General features: G+C 73.2%; 23 protein-coding genes. 18 read left to right on the plus strand and 5 right to left on the minus strand.

Features of this window, described 5'->3' with window-relative positions:
• The first annotated feature begins 69 nt into the window (after positions 1–69).
• From FM125_RS00005 to secA, 10 genes are all read left to right on the plus strand, one after another.
• Positions 70–1,272, plus strand: coding sequence for a cysteine desulfurase family protein (locus tag FM125_RS00005; RefSeq protein WP_087133238.1), 1,203 nt, complete (start codon positions 70–72; stop codon positions 1,270–1,272).
• Positions 1,273–1,311: 39 nt separating this feature from the next.
• Entirely contained in the window at positions 1,312–2,484 is a 1,173-nt protein-coding gene (mnmA, locus tag FM125_RS00010) for a tRNA 2-thiouridine(34) synthase MnmA (RefSeq protein WP_087133239.1), read from the plus strand.
• Positions 2,485–2,527: 43 nt separating this feature from the next.
• A complete protein-coding gene (locus FM125_RS00015; RefSeq protein ID WP_087133240.1) occupies positions 2,528–2,893 on the plus strand; it encodes a chorismate mutase in 366 nt (121 codons plus the stop codon).
• Complete coding sequence (locus FM125_RS00020; protein WP_087133241.1) at positions 2,883–4,097, plus strand: hypothetical protein; 1,215 nt, start codon at positions 2,883–2,885, stop codon at positions 4,095–4,097. Before FM125_RS00015 ends, FM125_RS00020 begins: the two co-directional genes overlap by 11 nt.
• Positions 4,098–4,250: 153 nt before the next feature.
• Positions 4,251–4,931 (plus strand): MtrAB system response regulator MtrA, encoded by a 681-nt coding sequence (gene mtrA / locus FM125_RS00025; protein WP_067191275.1) that lies wholly within the window; start codon positions 4,251–4,253, stop codon positions 4,929–4,931.
• Between the two features lie 4 nt (positions 4,932–4,935).
• Entirely contained in the window at positions 4,936–6,786 is a 1,851-nt protein-coding gene (gene mtrB / locus FM125_RS00030) for an MtrAB system histidine kinase MtrB (protein WP_245829655.1), read from the plus strand.
• Entirely contained in the window at positions 6,783–8,525 is a 1,743-nt protein-coding gene (locus FM125_RS00035; protein WP_067191279.1) for an LpqB family beta-propeller domain-containing protein, read from the plus strand. The genes mtrB and FM125_RS00035 overlap by 4 nt, the downstream gene beginning before the upstream one ends.
• Before the next feature lie 90 nt (positions 8,526–8,615).
• Positions 8,616–9,443, plus strand: coding sequence for a hypothetical protein (locus FM125_RS11885; protein ID WP_087133242.1), 828 nt, complete (start codon positions 8,616–8,618; stop codon positions 9,441–9,443).
• Positions 9,444–9,596: 153 nt separating this feature from the next.
• The gene (gene hpf / locus FM125_RS00045) at positions 9,597–10,295 is read left to right on the plus strand and encodes a ribosome hibernation-promoting factor, HPF/YfiA family (RefSeq protein ID WP_087133243.1); all 699 of its coding nucleotides are present in this window, start codon (positions 9,597–9,599) and stop codon (positions 10,293–10,295) included.
• Positions 10,296–10,610: 315 nt separating this feature from the next.
• Entirely contained in the window at positions 10,611–13,373 is a 2,763-nt protein-coding gene (gene secA / locus FM125_RS00050; RefSeq protein WP_087133244.1) for a preprotein translocase subunit SecA, read from the plus strand.
• A gap of 121 nt (positions 13,374–13,494) precedes the next feature.
• Here secA and FM125_RS00055 read toward each other — a convergent pair whose 3' ends face one another.
• Together FM125_RS00055 and FM125_RS00060 are read right to left on the minus strand one after the other, a co-directional pair.
• On the minus strand, positions 13,495–14,145 hold the full coding sequence (locus FM125_RS00055; protein WP_067191288.1) for an Rv3235 family protein: 651 nt from the start codon (positions 14,143–14,145) through the stop codon (positions 13,495–13,497).
• On the minus strand, positions 14,142–14,921 hold the full coding sequence (locus tag FM125_RS00060) for a LysM peptidoglycan-binding domain-containing protein (protein WP_087133245.1): 780 nt from the start codon (positions 14,919–14,921) through the stop codon (positions 14,142–14,144). The genes FM125_RS00055 and FM125_RS00060 overlap by 4 nt, the downstream gene beginning before the upstream one ends.
• Before the next feature lie 166 nt (positions 14,922–15,087).
• On the opposite strand from FM125_RS00060, the gene FM125_RS00065 reads away from it, so the two are divergent.
• A complete protein-coding gene (locus tag FM125_RS00065) occupies positions 15,088–15,651 on the plus strand; it encodes a hypothetical protein (protein ID WP_087133246.1) in 564 nt (187 codons plus the stop codon).
• A gap of 50 nt (positions 15,652–15,701) precedes the next feature.
• Here FM125_RS00065 and FM125_RS00070 read toward each other — a convergent pair whose 3' ends face one another.
• Positions 15,702–15,995 carry a helix-turn-helix domain-containing protein gene (locus tag FM125_RS00070; protein WP_425435760.1) on the minus strand — a complete coding sequence of 98 codons (294 nt, stop codon included), beginning with the start codon at positions 15,993–15,995 and terminating at the stop codon, positions 15,702–15,704.
• Positions 15,996–16,190: 195 nt separating this feature from the next.
• Here FM125_RS00070 and FM125_RS00075 point away from each other — a divergent pair, with 195 nt between their 5' ends.
• Genes FM125_RS00075 through FM125_RS00085 form a run of 3 tightly spaced genes read left to right on the plus strand, consistent with a single transcriptional unit; the run spans position 16,191 to position 20,202 of the window.
• Positions 16,191–16,835: a CpaB family protein gene (locus tag FM125_RS00075; protein WP_067191294.1), complete on the plus strand. Its 645-nt coding sequence runs from the start codon at positions 16,191–16,193 to the stop codon at positions 16,833–16,835.
• A gap of 1 nt (position 16,836) precedes the next feature.
• Positions 16,837–18,657: a CpaE/TadZ family protein gene (locus FM125_RS00080; protein WP_087133247.1), complete on the plus strand. Its 1,821-nt coding sequence runs from the start codon at positions 16,837–16,839 to the stop codon at positions 18,655–18,657.
• A 9-nt stretch (positions 18,658–18,666) separates the two neighbouring features.
• Positions 18,667–20,202: a sensor histidine kinase gene (locus tag FM125_RS00085; RefSeq protein WP_087133248.1), complete on the plus strand. Its 1,536-nt coding sequence runs from the start codon at positions 18,667–18,669 to the stop codon at positions 20,200–20,202.
• A gap of 87 nt (positions 20,203–20,289) precedes the next feature.
• On the opposite strand, the gene FM125_RS00090 is transcribed toward FM125_RS00085, so the two are convergent.
• Positions 20,290–20,538, minus strand: a complete 249-nt coding sequence (locus tag FM125_RS00090) for a WhiB family transcriptional regulator (RefSeq protein ID WP_067191901.1) — start codon at positions 20,536–20,538, stop codon at positions 20,290–20,292.
• A 321-nt stretch (positions 20,539–20,859) separates the two neighbouring features.
• On the opposite strand from FM125_RS00090, the gene FM125_RS00095 reads away from it, so the two are divergent.
• Positions 20,860–21,294 (plus strand): hypothetical protein, encoded by a 435-nt coding sequence (locus FM125_RS00095; protein WP_067191899.1) that lies wholly within the window; start codon positions 20,860–20,862, stop codon positions 21,292–21,294.
• A 143-nt stretch (positions 21,295–21,437) separates the two neighbouring features.
• Here FM125_RS00095 and FM125_RS00100 read toward each other — a convergent pair whose 3' ends face one another.
• A complete protein-coding gene (locus FM125_RS00100; protein WP_067191907.1) occupies positions 21,438–21,809 on the minus strand; it encodes a DUF1844 domain-containing protein in 372 nt (123 codons plus the stop codon).
• A gap of 230 nt (positions 21,810–22,039) precedes the next feature.
• On the opposite strand from FM125_RS00100, the gene infC reads away from it, so the two are divergent.
• From infC to rplT, 3 genes are all read left to right on the plus strand, one after another.
• Entirely contained in the window at positions 22,040–23,032 is a 993-nt protein-coding gene (gene infC, locus FM125_RS00105) for a translation initiation factor IF-3 (protein ID WP_082740120.1), read from the plus strand.
• A 128-nt stretch (positions 23,033–23,160) separates the two neighbouring features.
• On the plus strand, positions 23,161–23,355 hold the full coding sequence (rpmI, locus tag FM125_RS00110) for a 50S ribosomal protein L35 (RefSeq protein WP_067191897.1): 195 nt from the start codon (positions 23,161–23,163) through the stop codon (positions 23,353–23,355).
• 93 nt (positions 23,356–23,448) lie between these two features.
• Entirely contained in the window at positions 23,449–23,835 is a 387-nt protein-coding gene (gene rplT / locus FM125_RS00115; RefSeq protein WP_067191895.1) for a 50S ribosomal protein L20, read from the plus strand.
• Positions 23,836–23,878: the final 43 nt, after the last annotated feature.

Genomic DNA, 23,878 nt, shown 5'->3' on the forward strand with positions numbered 1-23,878 from the left:
GCTTGGGGGCAAGACTCCCGCTCAACGAGTGTCATCAACGTGATGGCCGGGTACACCTAGACTGGCCGGGTGACCACCCCGGACCGCGTGCACCTGGACCACGCCGCCACCACGGCGGTGCGGCCGGCCGCGCTGAAGGCCCTGACCGAGGCGGCCGCGCTGCCGGGCAACCCGGCCTCCCTCCACGCCTCCGGCCGCCGGGCGAAGCTGTGCCTCGAGCAGGCGCGGGAGCGCATCGCCGCGGCGCTCGGGGCGCACCCCACCGAGGTGATCCTCACGTCCGGGGGCACCGAGGCGGACAACCTCGCCGTCCAGGGGCTGTATCGGGCCCGCCGCGCCGCGGCGCCGGAGCGCACCCGGATCGTGCTGACCGGCATCGAGCACCACGCGGTCCTCGACGTGGTGGACTGGCTCGCCGCGCACGAGGGCGCCGAGCCGGTGCTCGTCCCGGTCGACGACGACGGGCGGGTCGACCTCGCCGCATGGGAGACCGCGCTGGCCGCCGCACCCGAACGGACCGCCCTGGCCACGCTGATGTGGGCCAACAACGAGATCGGCACGGTCCAGCCCGTGGCCGAGGCCGCGCGGCTCGCGGCCGAAAACGGGGTTCCGATGCACACCGACGCCGTCCAGGCACTCGGGGCGGTGCCCGTGGACTTCGCCGCGTCCGGGGCCGCGAGTCTGGCCGTCTCGGGTCACAAGGTCGGCGCCCCCGTGGGTGTCGGCGCCCTGCTGGTGCGCCGGGACGTCACGCTGGAGGCGGTGCTGCACGGCGGCGGCCAGGAACGCCGCCTGCGCTCGGGCACGGTCTCGGTGGCGCTGGCCGCGGCGCTCGCTGCCGCCGTGGCGGAGGCTGTCGCGGAGCAGCCTGCCGAGGCCGCCCGGCTGGGCGCGCTGCGGGACGAGGTGATCGCCGCCGTCGACGCCCTGGACGGGGTGCGTCTGACCGGGCCGAGGGACCTCGACCCGGCGACGGGGACGCCGCTGCCGCTGGGGACGCGCAGGCTGCCCGGCAACGTCCACATCACCGTGCCCGGGCGGACGGCGGACGCGCTGCTGTTCTCCTTCGACATGGCCGGACTGGACACCTCGTCCGGGTCGGCGTGCACCGCCGGGGTGGCCGAGCCGTCGCACGTGGTCGCGGCCCTGCCGGGGCGGACGGAGGCCGACGCACGGGCCACCCAGCGGTTCACCCTCGGTCGGACGACGACGCCGGCCGAGGCGGCCGCGCTCATCGACGCGCTGCGGACGCTGCTGGGGCCGGGCGTCTAGACTGGACCGCCCGTCCGTCGTCGAGAGAGGGGTCCGACCGTGAAGGTCCTGGCCGCCATGTCCGGGGGAGTCGACTCCGCCGTCGCCGCGGCGCGTGCCGTGGACGCCGGGCACGAGGTGGTGGGCGTGCACCTGGCGCTGTCCCGCATGCCCGGCACCCTGCGCACCGGCTCCCGCGGCTGCTGCACCATCGAGGACGCCTCGGACGCCTGGCGCGCCTGCGAGCGGCTCGGCATCCCGTTCTACACCTGGGACTTCTCCGAGAGGTTCAAGGAGGACGTGGTGGACGACTTCGTGGCCGAGTACGCCGCGGGCCGCACCCCGAACCCCTGCATGCGCTGCAACGAGAAGATCAAGTTCGCCGCGCTGCTCGAGCGGGCCCTGCAGCTCGGCTTCGACGCCGTCTGCACCGGCCACTACGCCGCCGTGCGCCCCGGCCCGGACGGCACCCCGGAGCTGCACCGTGCCGCCGACGACGCCAAGGACCAGTCCTACGTCCTCGGCGTCCTCACCGCCGAACAGCTCGAGCACTGCCTCTTCCCGCTGGCCGACACCCCCTCCAAGGAGCTCGTGCGCGCCGAGGCCGCCGAGCGCGGGCTGTCCGTGGCGCAGAAGCCCGACTCCCACGACATCTGCTTCATCCCCGACGGGGACACCCGCGGCTGGCTCGCCGAGCGCATCGACCTGGCCCCCGGGGCCATCCTCGGCACCGACGGCGAGCGCCTCGGCACCCACACCGGCGCCCAGGCCTACACCGTGGGCCAGCGCAAGGGCCTGGCCATCGGCCGTCCCGCCCCGGACGGGAAGCCGCGCTTCGTGCTGGAGGTGCGGCCGAAGGAGAACACCGTGGTGGTCGGCGGCCGCGAGCTGCTGGACGTGGATCGCATCGAGGGCATCCGCCCCACCTGGGCCGGCGCACCGCTGCCCGAGGCCGCGGCGGGGGACTGGTTCGACTGTCAGCTGCAGTTCCGCGCCCACGGGGAGATCGTCCCGGCCCTCGCCCGGGTGGGCGCCGGCGGCGAGCGCTGGCTGATCCGGCCGGAACGCCCGCTGCGGGGCGTGGCGCCGGGCCAGACCGCCGTGCTCTACCGCGGCACCCGCGTGCTGGGCCAGGTCACGATCGACCGCGCCCGGAACCGGGCCCTGGACGAGGCGCCGGGACCGGACGGGGAACGGACAGCGGAGCCGGACCGAGACCGGCCCGCGCAGTGAGACGGCCAGGACCGGGCCGCCCGCCGTTTGTAGGGTGGCTGGCATGAGCGCGCAGTACGACCCCCACGCCAGCTCCCTCGCCGGTTCCGCGGAGCCGGCCGTCCTTCAGGAGCTCTATGCGATCCGCGGGAGCATCGACAACATCGACGCGTCCCTGGTCTATCTGCTCGCCGAGCGCTTCAAGTTCACCCAGCGCGTGGGCCGGCTCAAGGCCGAGCACGAGCTGCCGCCCTCAGACCCCGGTCGTGAGACGGCGCAGATCGCACGCCTGAGGGCGCTCGCCGAGGACGCCGACCTCGAGCCCGAGTTCGCCGCCAAGTTCCTCAACTTCGTCATCGCCGAGGTCATCCGCCACCACCAGGCGATCGCCGAGGAGGAGCACGACGGGCAGGCCCGGCATGACGACTGATCCCGCCCCGACGACGGCACGCGACTCCGTCTCTCCGCTCGCCGTGGACCCGGCCGAAGCCGCCCGGCACGGGCTCGCCCCGGCGGCCGAGCCGGCGGAGCCGGGACGGGTGCGTGCCCTCGTGGGCGGCACCTGGCGGGGCCTGAACGCGGCCGAGGCGGCCCTGGCCACCCTCGGCGAGGCGGGGGACGCGCACTGGCCGCTGCTGCCCGAGCTGCCGGACCGTGGGCCCGGGGCCGAACCGGTCGGCCGCACCGCCGCACTGCTGCCGGACCTCGCCGTGGACCTGCAGCCGCACGGCTGGCGCATCAGCCCGCCCGGGGCCCGGAGCAACGGCATGGACCATCGCCGTGCCACCGCGCACCTGTCCGAGGACCTGCACCGTCTGGCGGACACTGCCGGCGCCGAGGGGATCGGGATCGACCGTCTCGCCGTCCGCGTCGTCGGGCCGCTGAGTCTGCTCGGGAGCCTGTGGCTGCCCGGCGGCGAGCGTGTGGCGGTGGACGCCGGTGCCCGCCGGGACGTGGCCGCGGCCTGGACCGAGGGCGTGGCAGGTCTGCTGTCTCGGCTTCGCACCGAGGCCGGTGCCCGCCGCACAGCCCTGTGGATCGACGAGCCCCTGGCCGCCGCGGTGCTCGCCGGAGCCCTGCCCACCGCGTCCGGGTACCGCACCGTGCGCTCCGTGCCCCGTGACGAGGCCCGGACCCACTGGCGGGCGGCCCTGGCCGTCCTCGCCGGCGAGGAGGCCCGGGCCTCGGGCGTGGCGCCCGCGCAGGTGTGGATCGACGCCGGCCGTCGTGGCTGCTCCGCGGAGGAGGGCCCCGGCCCGGCCGAGCTGGCTCTGCTGGCCTCCGAGGCCCTGCCGACGCCGGTTGCCCCCGCTGCGGACGACGGACGCAGCGGCTCGGCCGCCCAGACCGTGGGCGTGGCCCTGGACGCCCCGGACCCGGACGTCCCTGCCGGCCCCGCCGCCTGGGACGTCGTCGGCGGCTGGAGCGAGGCCGGCCGACCGCTGGCGATCCGGCACGTGGCCGGCCGCGGACCCGCGGCGCTGATGCGGGACGTCGAACGCGTCGGACTGGACCCCGCGCTGACCGTCGGCTGGACCATGATGGGGCCGGCCGTCGTCGGGAAGGAAGCGCTGCGCCGGACGGCGCAGGCCGCGGACGAGCTCGAGGACCGCCGCACAGACCTGGCCGGCTGATGCTGCAGGTCCGTCCCAGAGCACGGTGACGGGCTGCCCGGCCAGGGGACGATAAGCTGGCCCACAGACATCGGGCGGGGCCGGGCAGGTCCTGCCGAGGCATCCCGTGCACAGGCGCAGGGGACCAGCAGAGGACTAGCAGAGGAGGCCCAGATGAGCCGAGCCACCATCCTGGTCGTGGACGACGACGAGGCCCTGGCCGAGATGATCGGCATCGTCCTGCGCAACGACGGCTTCGAGCCGGCGTTCGTGAAGGACGGTTCCTCCGCGCTGCCCACCTTCCGCGCGGTGCGCCCGGACCTCGTCCTGCTCGACCTCATGTTGCCGGGCATCGACGGCATCGAGGTCTGCAAGCTCATCCGTGCCGAGTCCGACGTGCCGATCGTCATGCTCACCGCCAAGTCCGACACCGCGGACGTGGTGCGCGGCCTCGAGTCCGGCGCCGACGACTACGTCCCCAAGCCGTTCAAGCCCGCCGAGCTCGTGGCCCGTGTCCGCGCCCGCCTGCGCGAGGGCGACTCCCGTGCCCCCGAAACCCTGAAGATCGGCGGCCTGGACATCGACGTGGCCGGCCACCAGGTCCGCCGCGGGGACGAGGTCATCTCCCTGACCCCGCTCGAGTTCGACCTGCTCGTCGCCCTCGCCCGCAAACCCTGGCAGGTCTTCAGCCGCGAGATGCTCCTGGAGGAGGTCTGGGGCTACCGCCACCAGGCCGACACCCGCCTGGTGAACGTCCACGTGCAGCGCCTGCGCTCCAAGGTCGAGCCGGACCCGGAGAACCCGACCGTCGTGCTCACCGTCCGCGGCGTCGGATACAAGGCCGGCCAGGGCTGAGGCCGTGGCCCAGGCCCTGGACCAGGAGGAACGGGACACCCGCACGTTGCCGGCCGCCGGGGCCGTCCCGGTCGTCGCCGAGCCCGAGCCGGTCCGGCACTCCCGGCTGAACCCGCTGCACTGGCTCCACCGGCTGCGGCGCGCGTGGCGGCGGTCGCTGCAGCTGCGCACCTCCATCATGGTGGGTGTGCTCACCTTCGTGGCCTCGGGGCTGCTCGCCCTCTTCTTCGCCCAGCAGATCTCCGACGCGCTCGTCGAGGCCCGCTTCGAGCAGATCGAGGTCGATGCGAACCGATCCCTGGCCCAGGTCCGCGACACCTTCGCCCTGGCCGGGACCCCCGAGACGCCGCTGACCGACGTCATGGTGTCCCAGACCCTGCGCTCCCTCGAGGGCGACTCCTCCACGCTCGGCCGCCGGTTCATGCTCGAGCCCCTGCCGGACACGGACTCGGCCGACATCGGCCGTGTCTCCTCCTCGCAGCTGGACTCGGGATCGATCCCCGCCGACCTCAAGTCCGCCGTCGCCGCCGGCACCGGCGTCTACTACGCCCATATGGCGATGGAGGACGAGGGCGGGACGGTCCATCCGGCACTGGCCTTCGGCACCCAGGTGATCCTCCCGCCCGGTTCCGGCTACTCCCTCTACCTGGTCTACGACCTCTCCGACGTGCAGAACTCGCTGGACTCCGTGCTGCGCGTGCTCATGCTCTTCGGCTCCGGCTTCGTGCTGCTCAACGTGGTGGTCTCCGCCGCAGTGATCCGCCTCGTGGTGCAGTCCGTGCAGCAGGCCTCCCTGGCCGCCGAGACCCTCTCCCGCGGCAACTTCGAGGTCCGCATGCCGGTCCACGGCGAGGACGAGGTCGCCCGCCTCGGAACCTCCTTCAACCGCATGGCAGACAACATCCAGGACCAGATCACCCAGCTGGCCCAGCTGTCCCAGATGCAGCAGCGCTTCGTCTCCGACGTCTCCCACGAGCTGCGCACCCCGCTCACCACCGTGCGCATGGCCGCCGACGTCCTCTACGGCTCCCGAGACGACTTCGACCCGGTGAACCGCCGCTCCACCGAGCTGCTCTACCACCAGGTGGACCGCTTCCAGGCGATGCTGGCCGACCTGCTCGAGATCACCCGCTTCGACGCCGGCGCCGCCATGCTCGCCCTCGAGGAGACCGACCTCTTCGCGCTCTGCAACGACGTCATCCTCACCTCACAGCCCCTGGCCGACCGCGCCGGAGTGGAGGTCTTCGTGGTCCCGCAGGGCTCCAGCTTCCTGGCCCGCGTGGACCCCCGCCGCATCGAGCGCATCGTCCGCAACCTCGTGAACAACGCCATCGAGCACGCCGAGGGCCACCCCGTGGACGTCGTGGTCTCCGGAGACGGCGAGGTCGTCTCCGTCGGTGTGGTGGACCACGGCATCGGGATGTCCGCCGAGCAGGTCGAACGCGTCTTCGACCGCTTCTGGCGCGCCGACCCGGCCCGCACCCGCACCACGGGCGGCTCCGGGCTCGGCCTGTCCATCGCCACCGAGGACACCCGCATCCACGGCGGCAGCCTCGCCGCCTGGGGCGAGCTGGGCGTCGGCTCCTGCTTCCTGCTCACGGTCCCGTGCGACCAGCCCCCGGCCGGCGTCCCGCACTCCGAGGAGACGATGGTGGACCACGCCGCCCTGGCCCTGCCGCCCGTCTACGACGTCCGCGAGCGCCGCCTCGCCTCAGACCCCCACCGGCCGCTCATGGACGCCGGGGTCGACCGTCCCGACCCGGTGGGTCCGGACGAGGACGTGGACACCGGTGAGATCGACCGCACGCAGGAGCAGGCGCTGCGCGACACGTCCCGAGAGGAGGACCCACGATGACCGCAGAGACCGCCGCCGGGCGCCGCCGGCTCGCCCTCGCCGTGCTGGCCGCCGCCTCCCTGGCCCTGTCCGCGTGCGCGCAGGTGCCGACGTCCTCCCCGGTGGGCACCTCCCCACCGTTGGCAGGCGCCGAGCAGGAGCAGGACGTTCCGCTGTACGTCCCGGCCGGTCCGGTGCGCGACGCCGAGGCCCCCGAGATCATCCGAGGCTTCCTCGCCGCCGGAGTCGGTCCCCAGGACGACTACGCGATCGCCCGCCAGTACCTGACCGGCGACGCCTCCACGGACTGGGACCCCCACCGCCGCACGGTGGTCTACTCCTCGCAGCCGACCGTCACCCGCGTAGACGAGGACGGCACCTACCTCGTCCAGGTGGAGATCGACTCCATCGTGGACCAGAACGGCATCAGGACCGCGGTGCCCTCCGGCACCACCGAGGCCTGGGAGCTGACCGTCACCGACGTCGACGGGCAGCGCCGCATCAGCGCCGCCGAGGACGGGACGATGCTCTCCGGCTCCCAGTTCGCCGCAATCTATGCGCCGCACGAGCTGTACTTCTTCGACCCGACCTTCACCTATGCCGTGCCGGACGTGCGCTGGTTCATCAACCGGGGCACCACTGCCGCGGCGATGACCCGGGCCCTGCTGGCAGGGCCCGCGGAGCCCCTCGGCGGCGCCGTCGTCTCGGCCTTCCCCGCCGGCAGCGGCTCCCAGCTGTCCCGCCCGACCGTCCCGGTGACCGACGGCGTCGCCTCCGTCGACCTCGCCGCCTCGACGGTGGACGGCATGGACTCCGACCGCCGCGAGCGGCTGCGCCAGCAGATCGAGATGACCCTCGAGGGCCTGAGCACCGTCGAGAGCGTCGAGGTCACCGTGGACCTGGACCCGCTGGCGGTGGAGGGCGAGGCGGACCATCTCGACCCCGTCGAGGTGAACCCCTCGAAGGGCACCGTCCAGGTCGGCGTCGACCCGACCAACCGGACGCTCGCCTTCTTCCAGGGCCTCAGCGTGACCCCGGTCGGCGGGCTCCGGAACGTCTCGGCGCTCGACCCGGTCGAGCCTGCGATGAACCGTGCCCGCACCGACTTCGTGTTCCTCACCTCCGATCGAACGAAGATGTACCGTGCGGACACCGAGGGCACCCTGAAGCAGATCGTCTCAGGCATCTCCCTGACCCGCCCCACCGTGGACGGACTGGACTGGGCCTGGACGGTGGACTCCGGCAGCTCCTCCCGCATCCGGGCCGTCCCGCTGGGCGACCAGGAGGACGGCACCGCCCGTGAGGTCAGCACCCCCTGGCTGACGTCGGACGAGACCATCCGCGCCCTGCAGGTCGGACCGACCGGCACCCGGGCGGCGCTGCTCGTCGAGTCGGAGGGCACCATGAGCCTGCGCGTGGCCGGCGTGGTGCGCGGCGAGGACGGCGTGCCGTCCTCGCTCACCGACCCGCAGACGCTCGAGACGACCGTCCCCATGCGCGACGTCTTCTGGGTCGACGACGTCACGCTGGCGGTCACCGACTATGCCGACGACGCCGAGGACAAGATCGAACCGCAGGTGATCTCCCTCGACGGCACCCGTCGCACCCTGAACCCCCTCGCCGGCCTGACCGGGTTCTCCGCGGGGGACTCGCAGTCCTTCTACGCGGAGACCGAGAACGGCGTGTACCTGCTTCTGGGTTCCTCGTGGCGCAGCCAGGAGCTCACCCGCGCCGTCCGGGACCTGGCCTTCCCCGGCTGACCCGTCCGCCCCTCCTGCACAGCGCGCTGCGTCCCGCACATCGTTGGGGCCGGGGCCTCCGGCCGCGGCGAGGACGGGTGGACTGGCCCCATGTCCTCGCTGCTCGCCGACGTCATCGACCTGTTCCTCCCGGCCGACTGTGCCGTCTGCGCCGCACCGGGCCGGCGCCTGTGTCCCGACTGCACGGCGGCGCTGCGGCACGCCCTGTCCACGCCGGTCCGCATCGAGGAGCACGCGGCGGCCCTGCCGCTGGTCCTCACCGGTGCGCCCCTGCCGACGATCGTCGCAGGGCAGTACGCGGCACCGCTGTCCACCGCCGTGCTCGCCTTCAAGGACCACGATGCGCTGCACCTGCGCCGCCTGCTCGCACCGGGCCTGCTGCAGGCCGTCCATGCTGCCCTGGACGACCCGGACGTGCGGGCGCTCTGGGCGGCCGAGCACATCGCCGCGGGCCGTCTGGGCGAGCAGGCCCCACCGCCGGTGCTCGTCCCCGTCCCCGGCTCCCTGACCGGCCACCTGCGACGCGGCTGCGATCCGGTGGCCGAGCTGCTGGCGGCGCCGCTGCCCTGGCCGGCCGCGGTGCGCCGCGACGTGGTCCGGCCCGCCCTGCCCGGTGCGGCGGACCTGTTGGCGCCGGCGGCGGCCTCCCACGCGGGCGCCACCTCAGTGGCCCGGCGCCGTCGCCGGCGCGGCTGGCGGGTGGGCCGTCGGCTGGCCCCGGGGACCCCGGTCGTGCTGGTGGACGACGTGGTCACGACCGGTGCGACGCTGGCGGCACTGGCGCGTCAGGTCCGCAGAGCGGGCGGGGTGCCGGTCGCGGCTGCCGCGGTGGCCGGGGTGGCGCCCCCGGATTCGCCGTCGGCGGAACGCTCCGACGAGGCTGACGGCGAAGCTGACAGTGTGTCCTGCCTCACGTAGGGTGGAGGCACGGGATCGGTCTTCCGATCCCGCCCCGCCGGCGGCTGGAAGGAGTGAGACGCTCTCCACCAGCCGCCGTTGCGCTCTCCGGGTCCGGCCGAGGCCGGCGTGGGAGGGCCGCGGGAAGCGACAGGACGACCCTAGGAGGACGCCATGACCATCGATGTCAGCTTCATCGCCCGCAACATCACGCCGAGCGAGACCTACCGCGAGCACGTCCGTGAGCGTGTCGCCCGACTCGAGCACCTCGCCGCCGGTGCGGACTCCATCGAGGTCAAGACGTCCAGGCCCTCCAGCCGGCGCCACTCCGAGCAGAACGTGAAGGTGGAGGTCACCCTCCGCGGCAACGGCACCGTGGTCCGCACCGAGGCGGACGACGACGACAAGACGGTGGCCTTCGACAAGGCCTTCACGCGCCTGTCCGAGCGCCTGCGCCGGCTGCACGACCGCCGCAAGGACCGCCGCCGGCAGGCTTCTGTGGCCGAGGCCACCGCGGACATGGTCCCGGTCGACTCCAACGTCTCGCTCGTCGAGCAGGTCCTCGCCGCCCGCAAGGCGGAGGAGGAGGCCGCGGGCATGGACGTCCCCGAGGACACTCCCGTCCGCATCCGTGAGAAGACGTTCCCCGTCACGCCCATGACGGTGGATGAGGCCGTCGACGCCATGGAGCTCGTCGGCCACGACTTCTACCTGTTCCAGAACTCCGAGACCGGCGTGCCCGGCGTGGTCTATCGCCGGCAGGGCTGGCAGTACGGCGTCATCAGCCTCGACGAGTCGCTGCCGGCGGACCATGTGCCGGACGGCGGCCGTGAGCGCTTCTACGGCGAGAAGAAGGCGGCCGCCGCCGAGTGAGCGGCACCTGCTCCGTGCCGGACGGCGCCCGCCCTGACCGGGACGGGCGCCGTCGCCGCGTCCGGACCGTGTCCGCGGCCCGTCGTGCCCTCCGGTGCACCGGGAGACCTGGCTCGGAGGCTGCGCGGGGACTGAGCGGACGACCCCGTCCGCGGGGCGCACGCCCGGCGCGGTCCACGTTCAGCGAACACTCGGCCGGCCGGACGTAGACTGTCACGCAGACCACGTTCCGGCGCAGGCCTCTATCCCGGGCACCACCATGCCCGCAGGCCCCCGCCGGTCCGCGCCCGACCGTGCAAGGAGCTGAAGAAGCCAGTGCCCTCGATCATCGACCGCATCCTCAAGATCTCGGACAACCGGGCCGTCAAGCGGCTGCGGGGCATCACGGACGCCGTCAATGTGCTCGAGGACGAGTTCCGGGCCATGACGGATGCCCAGGTGCGGGAGGAGACCGACCGCTTCACGGAGCGCCTCGCCGACGGCGAGACCCTCGACCAGATCCTCCCGGAGGCCTTCGCCGCGGTGCGCGAGGCCGCCGGCCGCACCCTGGGCCAGCGCCACTACGACGTGCAGCTGATGGGCGGTGTCGCCCTGCACCAGGGCAACATCGCGGAGATGAAGACCGGTGAGGGCAAGACCCTCGTCGCCACCGCCCCGGCCTACCTCAACGCCCTGACGGGCAAGGGCGTGCACATCGTCACGGTCAACGACTTCCTCGCCTCCTACCAGGCCGACCTCATGGGCCGCGTGTTCCGCTTCCTCGGCATGGAGACCGGCTGCATCGTCTCGGGCCAGGACCCGGCCACCCGCCGTCGGCAGTACCAGGCGGACATCACCTACGGCACGAACAACGAGTTCGGCTTCGACTTCCTGCGCGACAACATGGCGTGGTCGCTGGACGAGCTCGTCCAGCGCGAGCATCACTTCGCGATCGTCGACGAGGTCGACTCCATCCTCATCGACGAGGCCCGCACCCCGCTGATCATCTCTGGCCCGGCCCAGGGGGACGCGAACCGCTGGTACGGCGAGTTCGCCCGCATGGTCCGCCGCCTCGAGCGCGACACCGACTACGAGGTGGACGAGAAGAAGAAGACCGTCGGCGTCCTCGAACCAGGCATCGAGAAGGTCGAGGACCACCTCGGCATCCAGAACCTCTACGAGGCGCAGAACACCACCCTCATCCAGTTCCTCAACAACGCCGTCAAGGCCAAGGAGCTGTTCAAGCGGGACAAGGACTACGTGGTCCTCGACGGCGAGGTCCAGATCGTCGACGAGCACACCGGCCGCGTGCTGCCGGGCCGCCGCTACAACGAGGGCATGCACCAGGCCATCGAGGCCAAGGAGGGCGTGCAGATCAAGGCGGAGAACCAGACCCTGGCGACCGTCACCCTGCAGAACTACTTCCGCCTGTACGAGAAGCTCTCCGGAATGACCGGCACGGCCGAGACCGAGGCCGCCGAGTTCGCCAACACCTACAAGCTCGGCGTGGTCGTCATCCCGCCGAACAAGGAGAAGCGGCGCGTCGACAAGAACGACCTCGTCTACAAGAACGAGAAGGTCAAGTTCGACGCGGTGGTGGAGGACATCGCCGAGCGCCACGCCACCGGGCAGCCGGTGCTGGTGGGCACCACCTCCGTGGAGAAGTCCGAGTACCTCTCCAAGCTGCTCGCCAAGAAGGGCATCCGCCACGAGGTCCTCAACGCGAAGAACCACGCCCGCGAGGCCGCGATCGTGGCGCAGGCGGGCCGCCTCGGTGCCGTCACCGTCGCCACCAACATGGCCGGCCGCGGCACCGACATCATGCTCGGCGGCAACGCCGAGTTCTCCGCCGTCGCCCGCATGCAGGAGCTTGGCCTGGACCCCGAGACCGACTCCGAGGCCTACGAGGAGAAGTGGCCGCAGGTCCTCGAGGATGCCCAGCGCGCGGTCAAGGAGGAACACGACAAGGTGATCGAGGCAGGCGGTCTCTACGTGCTCGGCACCGAGCGCCACGACTCCCGCCGGATCGACAACCAGCTGCGCGGCCGTTCGGGCCGCCAGGGCGACCCGGGCGAGTCCCGCTTCTACCTGTCCCTCACGGACGAGCTGATGCGCAACTTCAACCCGGGCGCAGCCCAGCGCATCATGAACTCCGCCGCGATCCCGGACGACATGGCCCTCGAGTTCAAGATGGTCTCCTCGGCCATCCAGAACGCGCAGGCCCAGGTCGAGGGCCGCAACGCCGAGCAGCGCAAGAACGTCCTGAAGTACGACGACGTGATGAACCGCCAGCGCGAGGCCATCTACGCGGACCGCCGCTCGATCCTCGAAGGCGAGGACCTGAGGGACAAGGTCCGGAACTTCGTCGAGGACGCGGTGGGCGCCATGGTGGACGCCGCGACGGAGGAGGGCACCGCCGCCGAGTGGGACCTGGACCAGCTGTGGACCGACCTGCGCACCCTCTACCCGGTGGGCATCACGCATGAGGAGGTCGTGGAGGAGGCCGGCGGCCTCTCGCGCCTGAAGGCCGCCACCCTCAAGCGCGAGCTCGCCTCGGACGCCCTGCTCGCCTACGAGGACCGCGAGGCCCAGGTCGGCGACGAGGCCCTGCGCGAGGCCGAGCGCCGCGTGGTGCTCTCGGTCATCGGAAAGAAGTGGCAGGAGCACCTGTACGAGATGGACTACCTCAAGGAGGGCATCGGCCTGCGCGCCATGGCGCAGCGCGAGCCGCTCGTGGAGTATCAGCGCGAGGGCTACCTGCTCTACCAGGCCATGATGGCCGGCATCCGTGAGGACTCCGTGCGCACCCTGTTCTCCGCCGACATCTCGGCGGCGCCGAAGCCGGTGTCCCTGCCCGGTGTGGCGGACGCCCGTGGCGCGACGATGTTGCCGCAGGTCAACGTGGAGGGTCTGGAGTCTCCGCGCCGCCCCGCTCAGCTGCGCATGTCCGGTCCTGGAGAGGACGGCAGTACCGTGGTGCGCCGCGATCGCGGCGACGGCGTGGGCCAGGGCTCCGGCGAGACCGACGCGACCACCCAGTACAGCTCACGCCGCGAGCGCCGTCGGGCCGAGCAGGCCGCGAAGAAGAAGGGTCGCTGACCCGCTCCGGACGGTCCCGTCCGGAGCAGCCCGCCGGGGTCCACGCCCCTCCACGACGACGGTCCGTCACCTCCAGGAGGCGACGGACCGTTCTCGTGTGTCCGGAGGGGCGGGCGGCGGCTCAGCCGATCTCCACGGCCACCACGCGCCAGCGGCTCAGCCGGCGCTCCATGCGCAGTGCGATGGCCCGGACCCGGTCCCCGCAGCGGATGGAGGCGCTGGCCTCGACCCGGCCGGGGGCGACCTCGCAGACGCGGGCGCCGACGGGACGTGGCGGCTGGGCGGTGGTCATCCGTGCCCCGGTCCGCTCCAGCAGGGCGATGCGCCGGGCCACCTTGTCATAGACCGGCAGGTCGAGCCAGGCCGCCAGGTCGCGCAGATGCCGGCGGCCCACCTCCGCCTCCACACAGGCCAGTGCGATGACGCCCACGAGCGTCCGGACCGCGCGGTGATCCTCACGGCCCCGCTCGTCACGGGCACGACGGGTGAGCTCGGCCTGGCCGGGCAGGGTGCCTGCAGGCGCGGCCAGGGAGGACCAGCGACCGACGGTGTTCCGGACGGCGGCGGGGCTGCCGCCGACGGTGCCCCTGGCCGGGGGCCGCCCTCCCGGAGCGGGGGCCACGAGCGGTCGTCCTGACGAGAGGCGAGGCGCGCGGGGGCCAGCGGTCTCGGGGGTGTCGGTCATGTCGACGGCGGTCATCGTGTCCTCCTGGTGCTCAGGGATGGTCTGCGGTGCGGTCTGAGAGAGAGTCGCTCGGGTGATGCGGGTCATGGCCGGCCGTCCTCTGCGGGTGGGACGTGTCCGGTGTGCGGCGGGACCTCCAGGACGGTCCCCGTGTAGAGGACGTGGGGATCGTCACCGATGAGCTCCCGGTTGTGGCGATGCCACTCGCGCCAGCGGGCGTCGACCTCGAGCACGGTGGCGTCCGGCCCGAGCTCGGCGGCGGCCAGGTCCCACAGGCAGTCGCCGTCGACCACGGTCACGGTCGGGGCGGAGGTGTCGGCACGGCGCGCAGGGGCCAGGCCCGGGCCGGTGGGCGAGGGGGCGTCGGGCAGCCAGTGGGCGGACGGGCCGTCTCCGACGGTCTGCGCGGAGACGGGCGGCGCCGGAAGCCACGCGGCGGAGGGCGCGTCGTCCGCGGCGGCACCGGGGGCGAGGGCGATGTGGATCCCGAAGGCCGCTGCGGCCAGCCGCCGCAGCAGCGCCGGGCTGAACCGGGCCAGGACGTCGGCATGCCTGCTTCCGCGGCGGGCCGCGACCACCCAGAGCGCGGTGCTGACCAGGGCGACGGCCCACGCGAGACAGAGGAGGAGGCCGAGGGCGGCACATCCCAGGGCGAGCAGCTGCTCGAGGCGTGCCGTGCCGGTCTGCGGGGCCGTCCCGGCCAGGCGGTCCGCCAGGGACAGGAACGCTGGCCCGGCGACCGTGCAGGCGACGGCGGACAGCAGGTCTGCTCCTCGCAGCCGGCGGCCAGGCGTCGTCGCCGAGTCGTTCGGCGCGGCGGTCCAGGTGGAGGACGATGCGGCCCTCGGTGCGGTCACGGTCATGGTCTTCCCCTCCGGTGACGTCTCGGAGCCCGCGCTCCGATGTGTGATCGTGCCCATAGTCAACAGGTGGGGTCGAATGATGTCAATAGCTGGAAGATGATCTCGTTTGATGTTTTTTGGTGATGTACGAGGCTGTGTGGAGGGCGCGCCTCGGTACGCTGGCGGCATGAGGTGGGACGGACTCTTCGCAGACCTGGAGGCCCAGTGGGAGCGGCAGCTGCATGCGCAGACCCTCGCCGAGGCGGCGGAGCTGACCCGTGGCGAGTGGGCCGCCCTGCCGTTGGCGGCCCGCCTGCGAGGCGCCCGCGGGCGCCCGCTGAGGCTGCTGCTGCGTCACGGGCACCAGTGCGAGCTGACCGTGCAGGCTGTGGGGGAGGGGTGGATCGGCGGGCGGACGCCGGGCGGAGACTCCGTGCTGGTCCGGCAGGCGGCGATCACGGCGGTGGACGGCCCCTTGGCGGCGGCCGTCACCGCAGAGGGGCACCTCGGCGGTGGGCCGACCCTGGGTTCGGTGTTGCGCCGGGTGGCCAGGTCGCGCGCGGCGGTCGAGGTCGTGGCCCTGGACGGGGCCGTCGTCGTGGAGGGGACGGTGGACCGGGTGGGGGCGGACCACATCGACGTCGCCAGGCACGCCCGTGACGACGCACGCAGGGCATCGTCCGTGCGCGGGGTCCTCGTCGTGCCGCTGGAGGCCGTGGCCCTTGTGCGCACGGCCGGCCACGCGCTCTGATCCGGCGGATCGGTCCCGGACCCGACCCGCGCTCGTGCGGGAGGGGCCGCTCAGGCCTGCTGGTCCTCCTTGGCCCACTGTTCCACCTTGCGGCGGGTCGCGGCGTACTGGTCCGCGATGAACTCCTCGAGGACCGTCTGCTCGATGCGCCACTGGCCTCGGCCGCCGACCTGGATCGCCGGCAGCTCGCCGCTGCGGACCATCGCGCGGGCCTGGGACATCGAGACGTTCAGCGTCTCGGCGACGTCGGTCAGGGTCAGGAAGCGCGGCATGGTCACCTCGTTCGTCGTGTGGCGGGCGCCGTCGTGCAGATCGGGAGCCCGCCCGGGTGCGGTCCACACCATTGAACACCCTCCGTGCCGATCGGGCGGCCTGCGTCCACAGGCCCCGCTGTCCACAGGGGTGTGGCGTGGCTCGCATCGCCGGGTGACGCGTCAGTATGCTGGCGGGGCGTCTCCGGCCCGGAACGGGGGTCGACGAGGGGGACGCGGGCCGCGACGGGAAGCGGCCCGACGACGCCAAGAGGGGGAGGACCTTCCGTGCCCGCATCCACTGGGACCGAGACCGCCGCGCGCCTGCGCCGACCACGCTGGAGGGACCCGCGGCTGATCGTCGGACTGCTGCTCGTGCTGGCCTCGGTGGCCGGCGTCGTCGCCCTGCTGCAGTCGGCCGACCGCACCCAGGCCTACTGGGCGGCGAAGAAGGACCTGGCCCCCGGGGCACCCCTGGCAGAGCACCACTTCGTCCCGGTCGAGGCCAACCTCTCCGGGGCAGACGGACACTACCTCTCGGCGGACGAGCCGGCGCCCGTGGACAGCATGCTCCTCGCCGCGGTCCGCGAGGGGGAGCTCATCCCGGCAGGCGGCGTCGTGGAGGCAGACCCGCAGCAGCGCAGGCCGGTCGGCCTCAGCCTCGCCGAGCCGCTGCCCGCCGGCGTCGGCGTCGGAGACCGGGTGGACGTCTGGGTGGCGCTGCCCGAAGAGGAGGGGCGCGGCTACGCCCGCCCGGAGCGAATCGCCGAGCGCGTCGAGCTCTCGGAGCTCGTCGAGGACACCGGGGCGTTCGGCGCGGGGGAGGGCATCCGTGTCCAGGCCATGGTCGGCCCCGACCAACTGCCGGAGCTGCTGGAGGCCAAGGTGCGGGACGCCCGCATCACCGTCGTCCCCACCCTTGGCGGTCACTGACATGCGGGTCTTCGTCGCGACCACCCTCGTCCCGGGACTGGACCTGGTGGGACCGCTCGAGCGCGTGCAGTCCGAGGTCACCGTCCTGCGGCGCGTGGAGGACGCCGCCGAGCTGCTCGCCGTCGCCCGCTCCGGCACCGTCGATGTCCTGCTCATGGCCGGAGACCTCGCCCCGCTGTCCCGGGGACTGCTCGGCGAACTCGACTCCCTGCCCCGTCCCGTCGGCCTCGTGGCGGTGTCCGAGGTCTCGGCCGATCGGACGCGGGCCCGTGCCCTCGGCGTCCGCACGCTCCGCGCCGACGTCGACCCGCTGGAGCTGGCGGACGCCCTCGCCGCCGCGGCTCGGGACGCGCAGACCGGCCTGCGCCACGTCCGCGTGGCGGAGGACCCGGCCGCGGACGACGCCGAGCCCCTGCCCGAGACGCTGACCGGGACGGGACCGGACGCCGGCCAAGGCCCGGAACAGGCCGCCGACCAGGGCATCGAGCAGAACGCCGTCGCGGACGGTGGTGCCTTCCGGCCCGGACATGCGGTGGGAGGACCCGGCAGGACGGCGGACGCGGCGCAGGGGCGCGGCCGGTCCCCGTCCGGCACGGGCGGCGCCTCCGCTGACGGGGCCCCGGCGGGCGGTGCCGACGCATCCGAGGCACAGGATCCGGGGACCGTCGGCGAGTTCGGCTCCGCGGACACCGCGCCGGAGGAGTCCGGGAGCACTGGCGAGGCAGATCCTCGGCGGGTCCGTGCGGGGCGCTCGTCTGCCGGCGGCACGGAAGCGTCCGGCCCGGCCGCGACCCCGGACGCATCCGGATCGGGTCGGCCGCGGGCCGGACGGATCACCGCTGTCTGGGGTCCGGCCGGGGCTCCGGGGCGGACCACCGTGGCCGTCAACCTCGCCGCCGAGGCTGCCGCACTGGGGGCCCGGGTGTTGCTCGTGGACGCGGACACCTACGCACCGGCGGCGGGGGTGCTGCTCGGGCTCACGGACGAGTCCGCCGGACTCGCCCAGGCCGCCCGGGCCGCGGACCGGGGACGGCTTGACCGCAGCGCCCTGGACAGCGCGGCCGTGCGGGTCCGGGCCGCCGGCGCGGACCTGTGCGTTTTGACGGGACTGACCCGGCCGGAGCGCTGGCCCGAGCTGCGCGGCGCCGCACTCGAGGAGGTGATGCGGTGCGCGCGTGAGGGCTGGGACGAGGTCGTGGTGGACGTGGGCTTCTGCCTCGAAGAGGACGAGGAGCTCAGCTTCGACATCCCCGCACCCCAGCGCAACGGGGCGACCCTGGCCGCTCTCCGGGCCGCGGACCGCATCCTCGCCGTCGGCGGCGGCGACTCCGTCGGGCTGCCCCGGCTGATGCGCGGTGTTGACGCGCTCCGCGAGGCGGTGCCGGACGGCCCGAAGCCGGAGGTGGTGGTCAACAGGGTCCGTCCCGCAGCCTCCGGGACCGCGCCGCAGTCCCAGATCACCGCGGTCTGGCGGCGGTTCGGCCCGGGTCTGCCCATCACGGCGTTCCTGCCGGCCGACCCGGCGGCCTGTGACCGGGCCCTGCTCGGCGGTCAACTGCTCGCCGAGGCGGCGCCCAAGAGCCCCCTGCGGAAGGCGCTGCGCGAGCTCGCGGACCCGGGCCCGCCTCGGACGCCGGGTCCGGTCACCGTCCCGGGGAGTGCTCGCCTCTCGCCCCTGCGCCGACTCGGCACGGCCGTGGCCGCCGCGCTGCGGAGGGGACGCGCTGCGGGCGCTTCGGCGCCGAGGACCGAGGCAGGCCCGGCCGAACGGGCCGTGCCCTCCGTGGTGGAGGCCCCCGGAGAGGCGGCTGGGCGGGACTAGGCTGAGCCCATGGTCACCTCGATCGCCACGGACCCGCTGCGCCGCCACCCGGACCTCTCCGACGAGGACCGGACCTGGCTGCAGATGCTGGTCGGAGACTGGCAGCTGCTGGCGGACCTGTCCCTGGCCGACTTCGTTCTCTGGGCGCCGCTGCCGCGGCCGCACGACGACGCCGGGTACGTGGCCCTGGCCCAGACCAGACCGGTCACCGCCCCGACGCTGTTCCACCGGGACATCGTCGGCTCTCGCGCTCGCGCCGACCTGCGCGTGCTGCTGGACCGGGTGTGGCATGACGGGGAGCCGGCCGAGGGGTCCGGCCCCCTCGAAGCGCCGGACGGCACCCTGCGCGTGCGTCTGTGGCCCGTGGTCCGCGCCGGCCGGGTCATCGCGGTGCTCAGCGGCCACCGCGATCCCCACACGCGGCCGGAGCTCTCGCCGATCGAGCGCAACTACGGCACCGCGGCCGACAGCCTGCTGGACATGGTCCAGCACGGTCGGTGGCCCGACCCCCAGGACCCGCCGGCCTTCTGGATCGGCGGCACCCCGCGGGTGGGGGACGGGCTCATGGTCCTGGACGCCGAGGGCGTCGTCCGGTTCGCCAGCCCGAACGCGGTCTCCGCGCTCACCCGCCTCGGGGTGGCCACCTCGCTCGAGGGCCATGCCGTGGCGCCCGTGCTGACCGGGCTGGCGTCCGCGCAGGGTCCGATGGACGAGGATATGTGGTCCGTGCTCATGGGGCGGCGCAGCGGCCGCACCGAGGTCCAGGTCGGCCGCTCCGTGGTGACCGCCCGGTCGATCCGCCTCTCGGGCGCGACCGGCCGCACGGGCTCGATCGTGATGCTGCGCGACGTCACCGAGCTGCGCCGCCAGGAACAGCGCCTGATGAGCAAGGACGCCACCATCCGGGAGATCCACCACCGGGTGAAGAACAACCTGCAGACGGTGGGCTCGCTGCTGCGGATGCAGGCCCGCAGGGCCGGCTCGGACGAGACGCGCCGGGCCCTGATGCAGGCGATGCAGCGTGTGGACACCATCGCCCTGGTCCACCAGAGCCTCAGCGAGGACGTGGAGGGGCACGTGGACGTGGACGGCCTGATGTCCCGCCAGTTCTGCCTAGCGGTGGAGATCGCCGGCGACGGTCGGCCGTTGACCACGGAGGTCACAGGTGAGTTCGGCCTGCTGCCCTCGCACGTCACCACGCCTCTGGCCCTGGTCGTCAACGAGCTCGCCTCCAATGCGGTGGAGCACGGGACGGGCCCGGACGGCGGCGTCCTCGGCCTGAACGCCGGCCGGGTCGAGACGCCGGCAGGGGAGGTCCTCGAGGTGTCCGTCACGGACTCGGGTGCGGGAACGGCCACCCCGCCCCGGCAGACCGGGCAGGACTGTGCGGACGCCGTGCTGACGGATCTGACCAGCTCCGGCCTCGGCCTGAAGATCGTGCACACGCTCGTCGAGTCGGACCTCGGCGGCACCCTCGAACGGGAGGAACTGCCCGGAGGCGGCATGCGGGTCACGGTGCGCCTTCCGGTGGGCCCGGCGGACTGAGCCGGCGCCCACGCGTGCGACCGCCCCACACGACGACGAGGGCCGGACCCCGCACAGGGGTCCGGCCCTCGTGGTCTGGGCGGTGCGTCAGGAGGCGCGGCGGGCGCGGGCGGCGCGGCGCTTCATGGCGCGGCGCTCGTCCTCGCTCATGCCGCCCCAGACGCCGGAGTCCTGGCCGGACTCCATGGCCCACTTCAGGCAGGTGTCCACGACCTCGCAGGAGCGGCACACGGTCTTGGCCTCCTCGATCTGGAGCAGGGCCGGGCCGGTGTTCCCCACGGGGAAGAACAGCTCGGGGTCCTTGTCCAGGCAGGCCGCACGGCTACGCCAATCCATCTTCGGTCGCTCTCGCTTTCTGTCACGGTGGTCTCGAACGGGCCCTTGAGAGCCCGTGTCCCGGCAGGGCGGGGCCGGGCCGCGCCGCCCACCTCCGGGCAAACAGAACGGGGACCGAAGATGAACGGCCCCCGAACAACATCGGCGTCAATCCTCCCACGCGCCCTGCACCCCGACAAGGGGTCTGAGGGGCAGTCGCGGGCGGCAGGCGTGAGTGATTCGTCACAATGCCGCCTCGTGCAGCAGGCCCGCGCCACGGTGCAGGCCCGGCCCGCCGCACGACTACGGTGGAGGCTGCGACCGCAAGAGCAAGGAGAACCCGTGGACGCCGATTCCGCCACCGCGACCCCCGCCCGCCCCTTCGGCACCGTGCTCGTCACCGCCAGCCTCGGCCTGATCGCCGCGGCGTTGGCCGGGCTGACCGTGACGGCGGCCATGAGCGTGGGCACGGGGACGCTGAACATCGGCGCCCAGCTGTTCCTGGTGGTCCTCTACCTCGCGCTCACCGCCTGGGTCGCGGCTGTCGCGGCCGGCGTCTTCCGCGGTCGCCTGTGGAGCCGCAGCGCCACGGTGGCGATCCTCGTGTTCGCCGTCCTGATCTCCACGTGGATCTTCACCGGGGGCGATGTGCTGCCGGGGCTGATCCTCCTCGCGGTGGCCGGCGTCGGCCTGGTGTCCGTCCTGACGAAGCCGGTGACCGACTACTTCCGCGCCCGCACGGCCCGCCCCGGCCATGACGTGGCCTCCGAGGGCTGAGGGCCTCCTCTTCCCCTTCTCGACGACGGCCCCCGCCGCCCGCTCCGGGCCCACCGGGCCCGCCCGGCCACAGCACGGGTGCGCTCCACCTCGTGGGGTGGGACGCCGTCGTCGTGAAGCCCTCCTCGGGGGAGGGCGGGAGGTCAGTTGACCGGGCCGGTGAGCTTCTCGCCCGGGCCCTGGCCCGGGGCGTCCGGGTAGGGCGAGGCCTCGCGGAAGGCGAGCTGCAGGCTGCGCAGGCCGTCGCGGAGCGGGCCGGCATGGGCGCTGCTGATCTCCGGGGCGGCGGCGGTGATGAGGCCGGCCAGCGCGGTGATGAGCTTGCGGGCCTCGTCCAGGTCGACGAGCTCGCGGGCGTCCGGGGAGTCGGCCAGGCCCACCTTGACCGCGGCCGCGGTCATCAGGTGGACGGCGGTGGTGGTGATCACCTCGACCGCGGGGACCTCGTGGATCTCGCGGACCTCGTGGTCGGCGCCGACGGAGAGCGGCTCGGAATGCTGGTGTTCTTCGGTCATGGTGGTAAGCTTCCCACAGACCACCTGGGTCTGCACGAACGTGCCGTGCCCGGGTCGCATGAAAGTGGAGGCCTCCTCCCACCCGCGTCAGCAGGATGTCCGGTGTCCGCCGGGCCGAGTTGCCGGGTCGCCGCCGAACGGCCGTCTTCGGACGCACCGGATCGGCGAAGGGTCCCCCACACGGGACCGGGAGAGGCCTCGTCGTGCCGTCGGCACCGGGGCCTCGAGTCATGTCGGGGTGTCGGGCAGCCGTCGGGTCGGAAGCAACTGGACTCGACTACAGGAGAAGCACCATTAGCGATCCCCGCATCAACGAGCGTATCCGCGTTCCGGAAGTCCGCCTGGTCGGCCCCAACGGCGAGCAGGTCGGCATCGTCCGGATCGAGGACGCACTGCGCCTGGCCGCCGAGGCTGACCTGGACCTCGTCGAGGTCGCCCCGGCCGCGAAGCCGCCGGTGGCGAAGCTGATGGACTTCGGCAAGTTCAAGTACGAGGCCGCGGTGAAGGCCCGTGAGTCCCGCAAGAACCAGGCCAACACGGTCCTCAAGGAGGTCCGCTTCCGCCTGAAGATCGACACGCACGACTACGAGACCAAGGTCGGCCGTGCCCGCAAGTTCCTGACGGCCGGCGACAAGGTCAAGGCCATCATCCAGTTCCGCGGCCGTGAGCAGCAGCGCCCGGAGCTGGGTGTTCGCCTGCTCGAGAAGTTCGCCACGGATGTGGAGGACCTCGGCGCGGTGGAGTCCCGCCCGCGCCAGGACGGCCGCAACATGGTGATGGTCGTCGGTCCGCTGCGCACCAAGGCCGAGGCACGCGCCGAGGCCCGCAAGAACGCCGCGCCGCAGCGTGAGCGCTCCGGTGGCGGCTCCCGTCGCGACCAGGCCGCCCGCGAGGCACGCGCCCGCGCCGAGGAGCGCGCCGCCGCGGACGCCAAGCCGGTGTCCAACTCCGTGGGCGACGCCTTCCCGGCCGAGTTCAAGAAGATGGCCCAGCAGGCCCCGAAGCAGGAGGCGCCGAAGCCGGCCGCCCCCGCCAAGGACTCCCCGAAGAAGGCCGCTCCGAAGGCGTCGTCCACGCAGCAGGCCAAGCCGGCCGCCAAGGCCCCGGCCAAGGAGTCTGCTCCGAGGCCGGCAGCGAAGCCGAAGCCGATGGCGGCCCCGCCGAAGCCCGCCGCCCCGAAGGGCGGAGCCTCGGCACCGAAGCCCGGGCCCCGCAGGGCCTGACACGGACTGCCCCGTGCCCGGCACGGGTTCAGAACCGCACAGCTCGTCCGCAACCGGGCGAGTGAACCAGCACCGTGCGCCGCTCCGAGCGGAGTGACGCGCGGCGACGAAGAAGGAGAACGGCAGCCATGCCGAAGATGAAGACCCACAGCGGCGCCAAGAAGCGCTTCCGCGTGACCGGCTCCGGCAAGCTGATGCGTCAGCAGGCCAACCGCCGCCACTACCTGGAGCACAAGTCCTCGCGCCTGACCCGCCGCCTCAAGGGCGACAAGCTCGTCTCCAAGGGCAGCGTCAAGCAGATCAAGCGGATGCTGGGCATCTGAGCCACTGAGCACCCTCGGTGCCGTGGCACCGGACACCTTCCTCCCGGAGCGGCGCGATGAGCGCCCCGGGACCAGACAGATAGGAGCACACACGTGGCACGTGTGAAGCGGGCAGTGAATGCCCACAAGAAGCGTCGTACGATGCTGGACCGCGCCTCCGGCTACCGCGGTCAGCGTTCTCGCCTGTACCGCAAGGCGAAGGAGCAGCTGCTCCACTCGTTCACCTACAACTACCAGCACCGCCACAAGCGCAAGGGCGACTTCCGGAAGCTGTGGATCACCCGCATCAACGCTGCGGCCCGTGCCAACGGCATGACCTACAACCGCTTCATGCAGGGCCTGAAGCTGGCCGGTGTGGAGCTGGACCGTCGCATGCTTGCCGAGATCGCCGTCTCCGACGCCGCCACTTTCACCGCCCTGGTGGAGACCGCACGCAAGGCGCTGCCGGCGGACGTGAACGCCCCGGCAGCCTCCCGCTGATCCAGGGCGGACATGCCGGCCCCGGTGAGCACCGGAGTCGGCC

Source organism: Micrococcus lylae (assembly GCF_900163825.1).
Classification (GTDB): Bacteria; Actinomycetota; Actinomycetes; order Actinomycetales; family Micrococcaceae; genus Micrococcus; species Micrococcus lylae.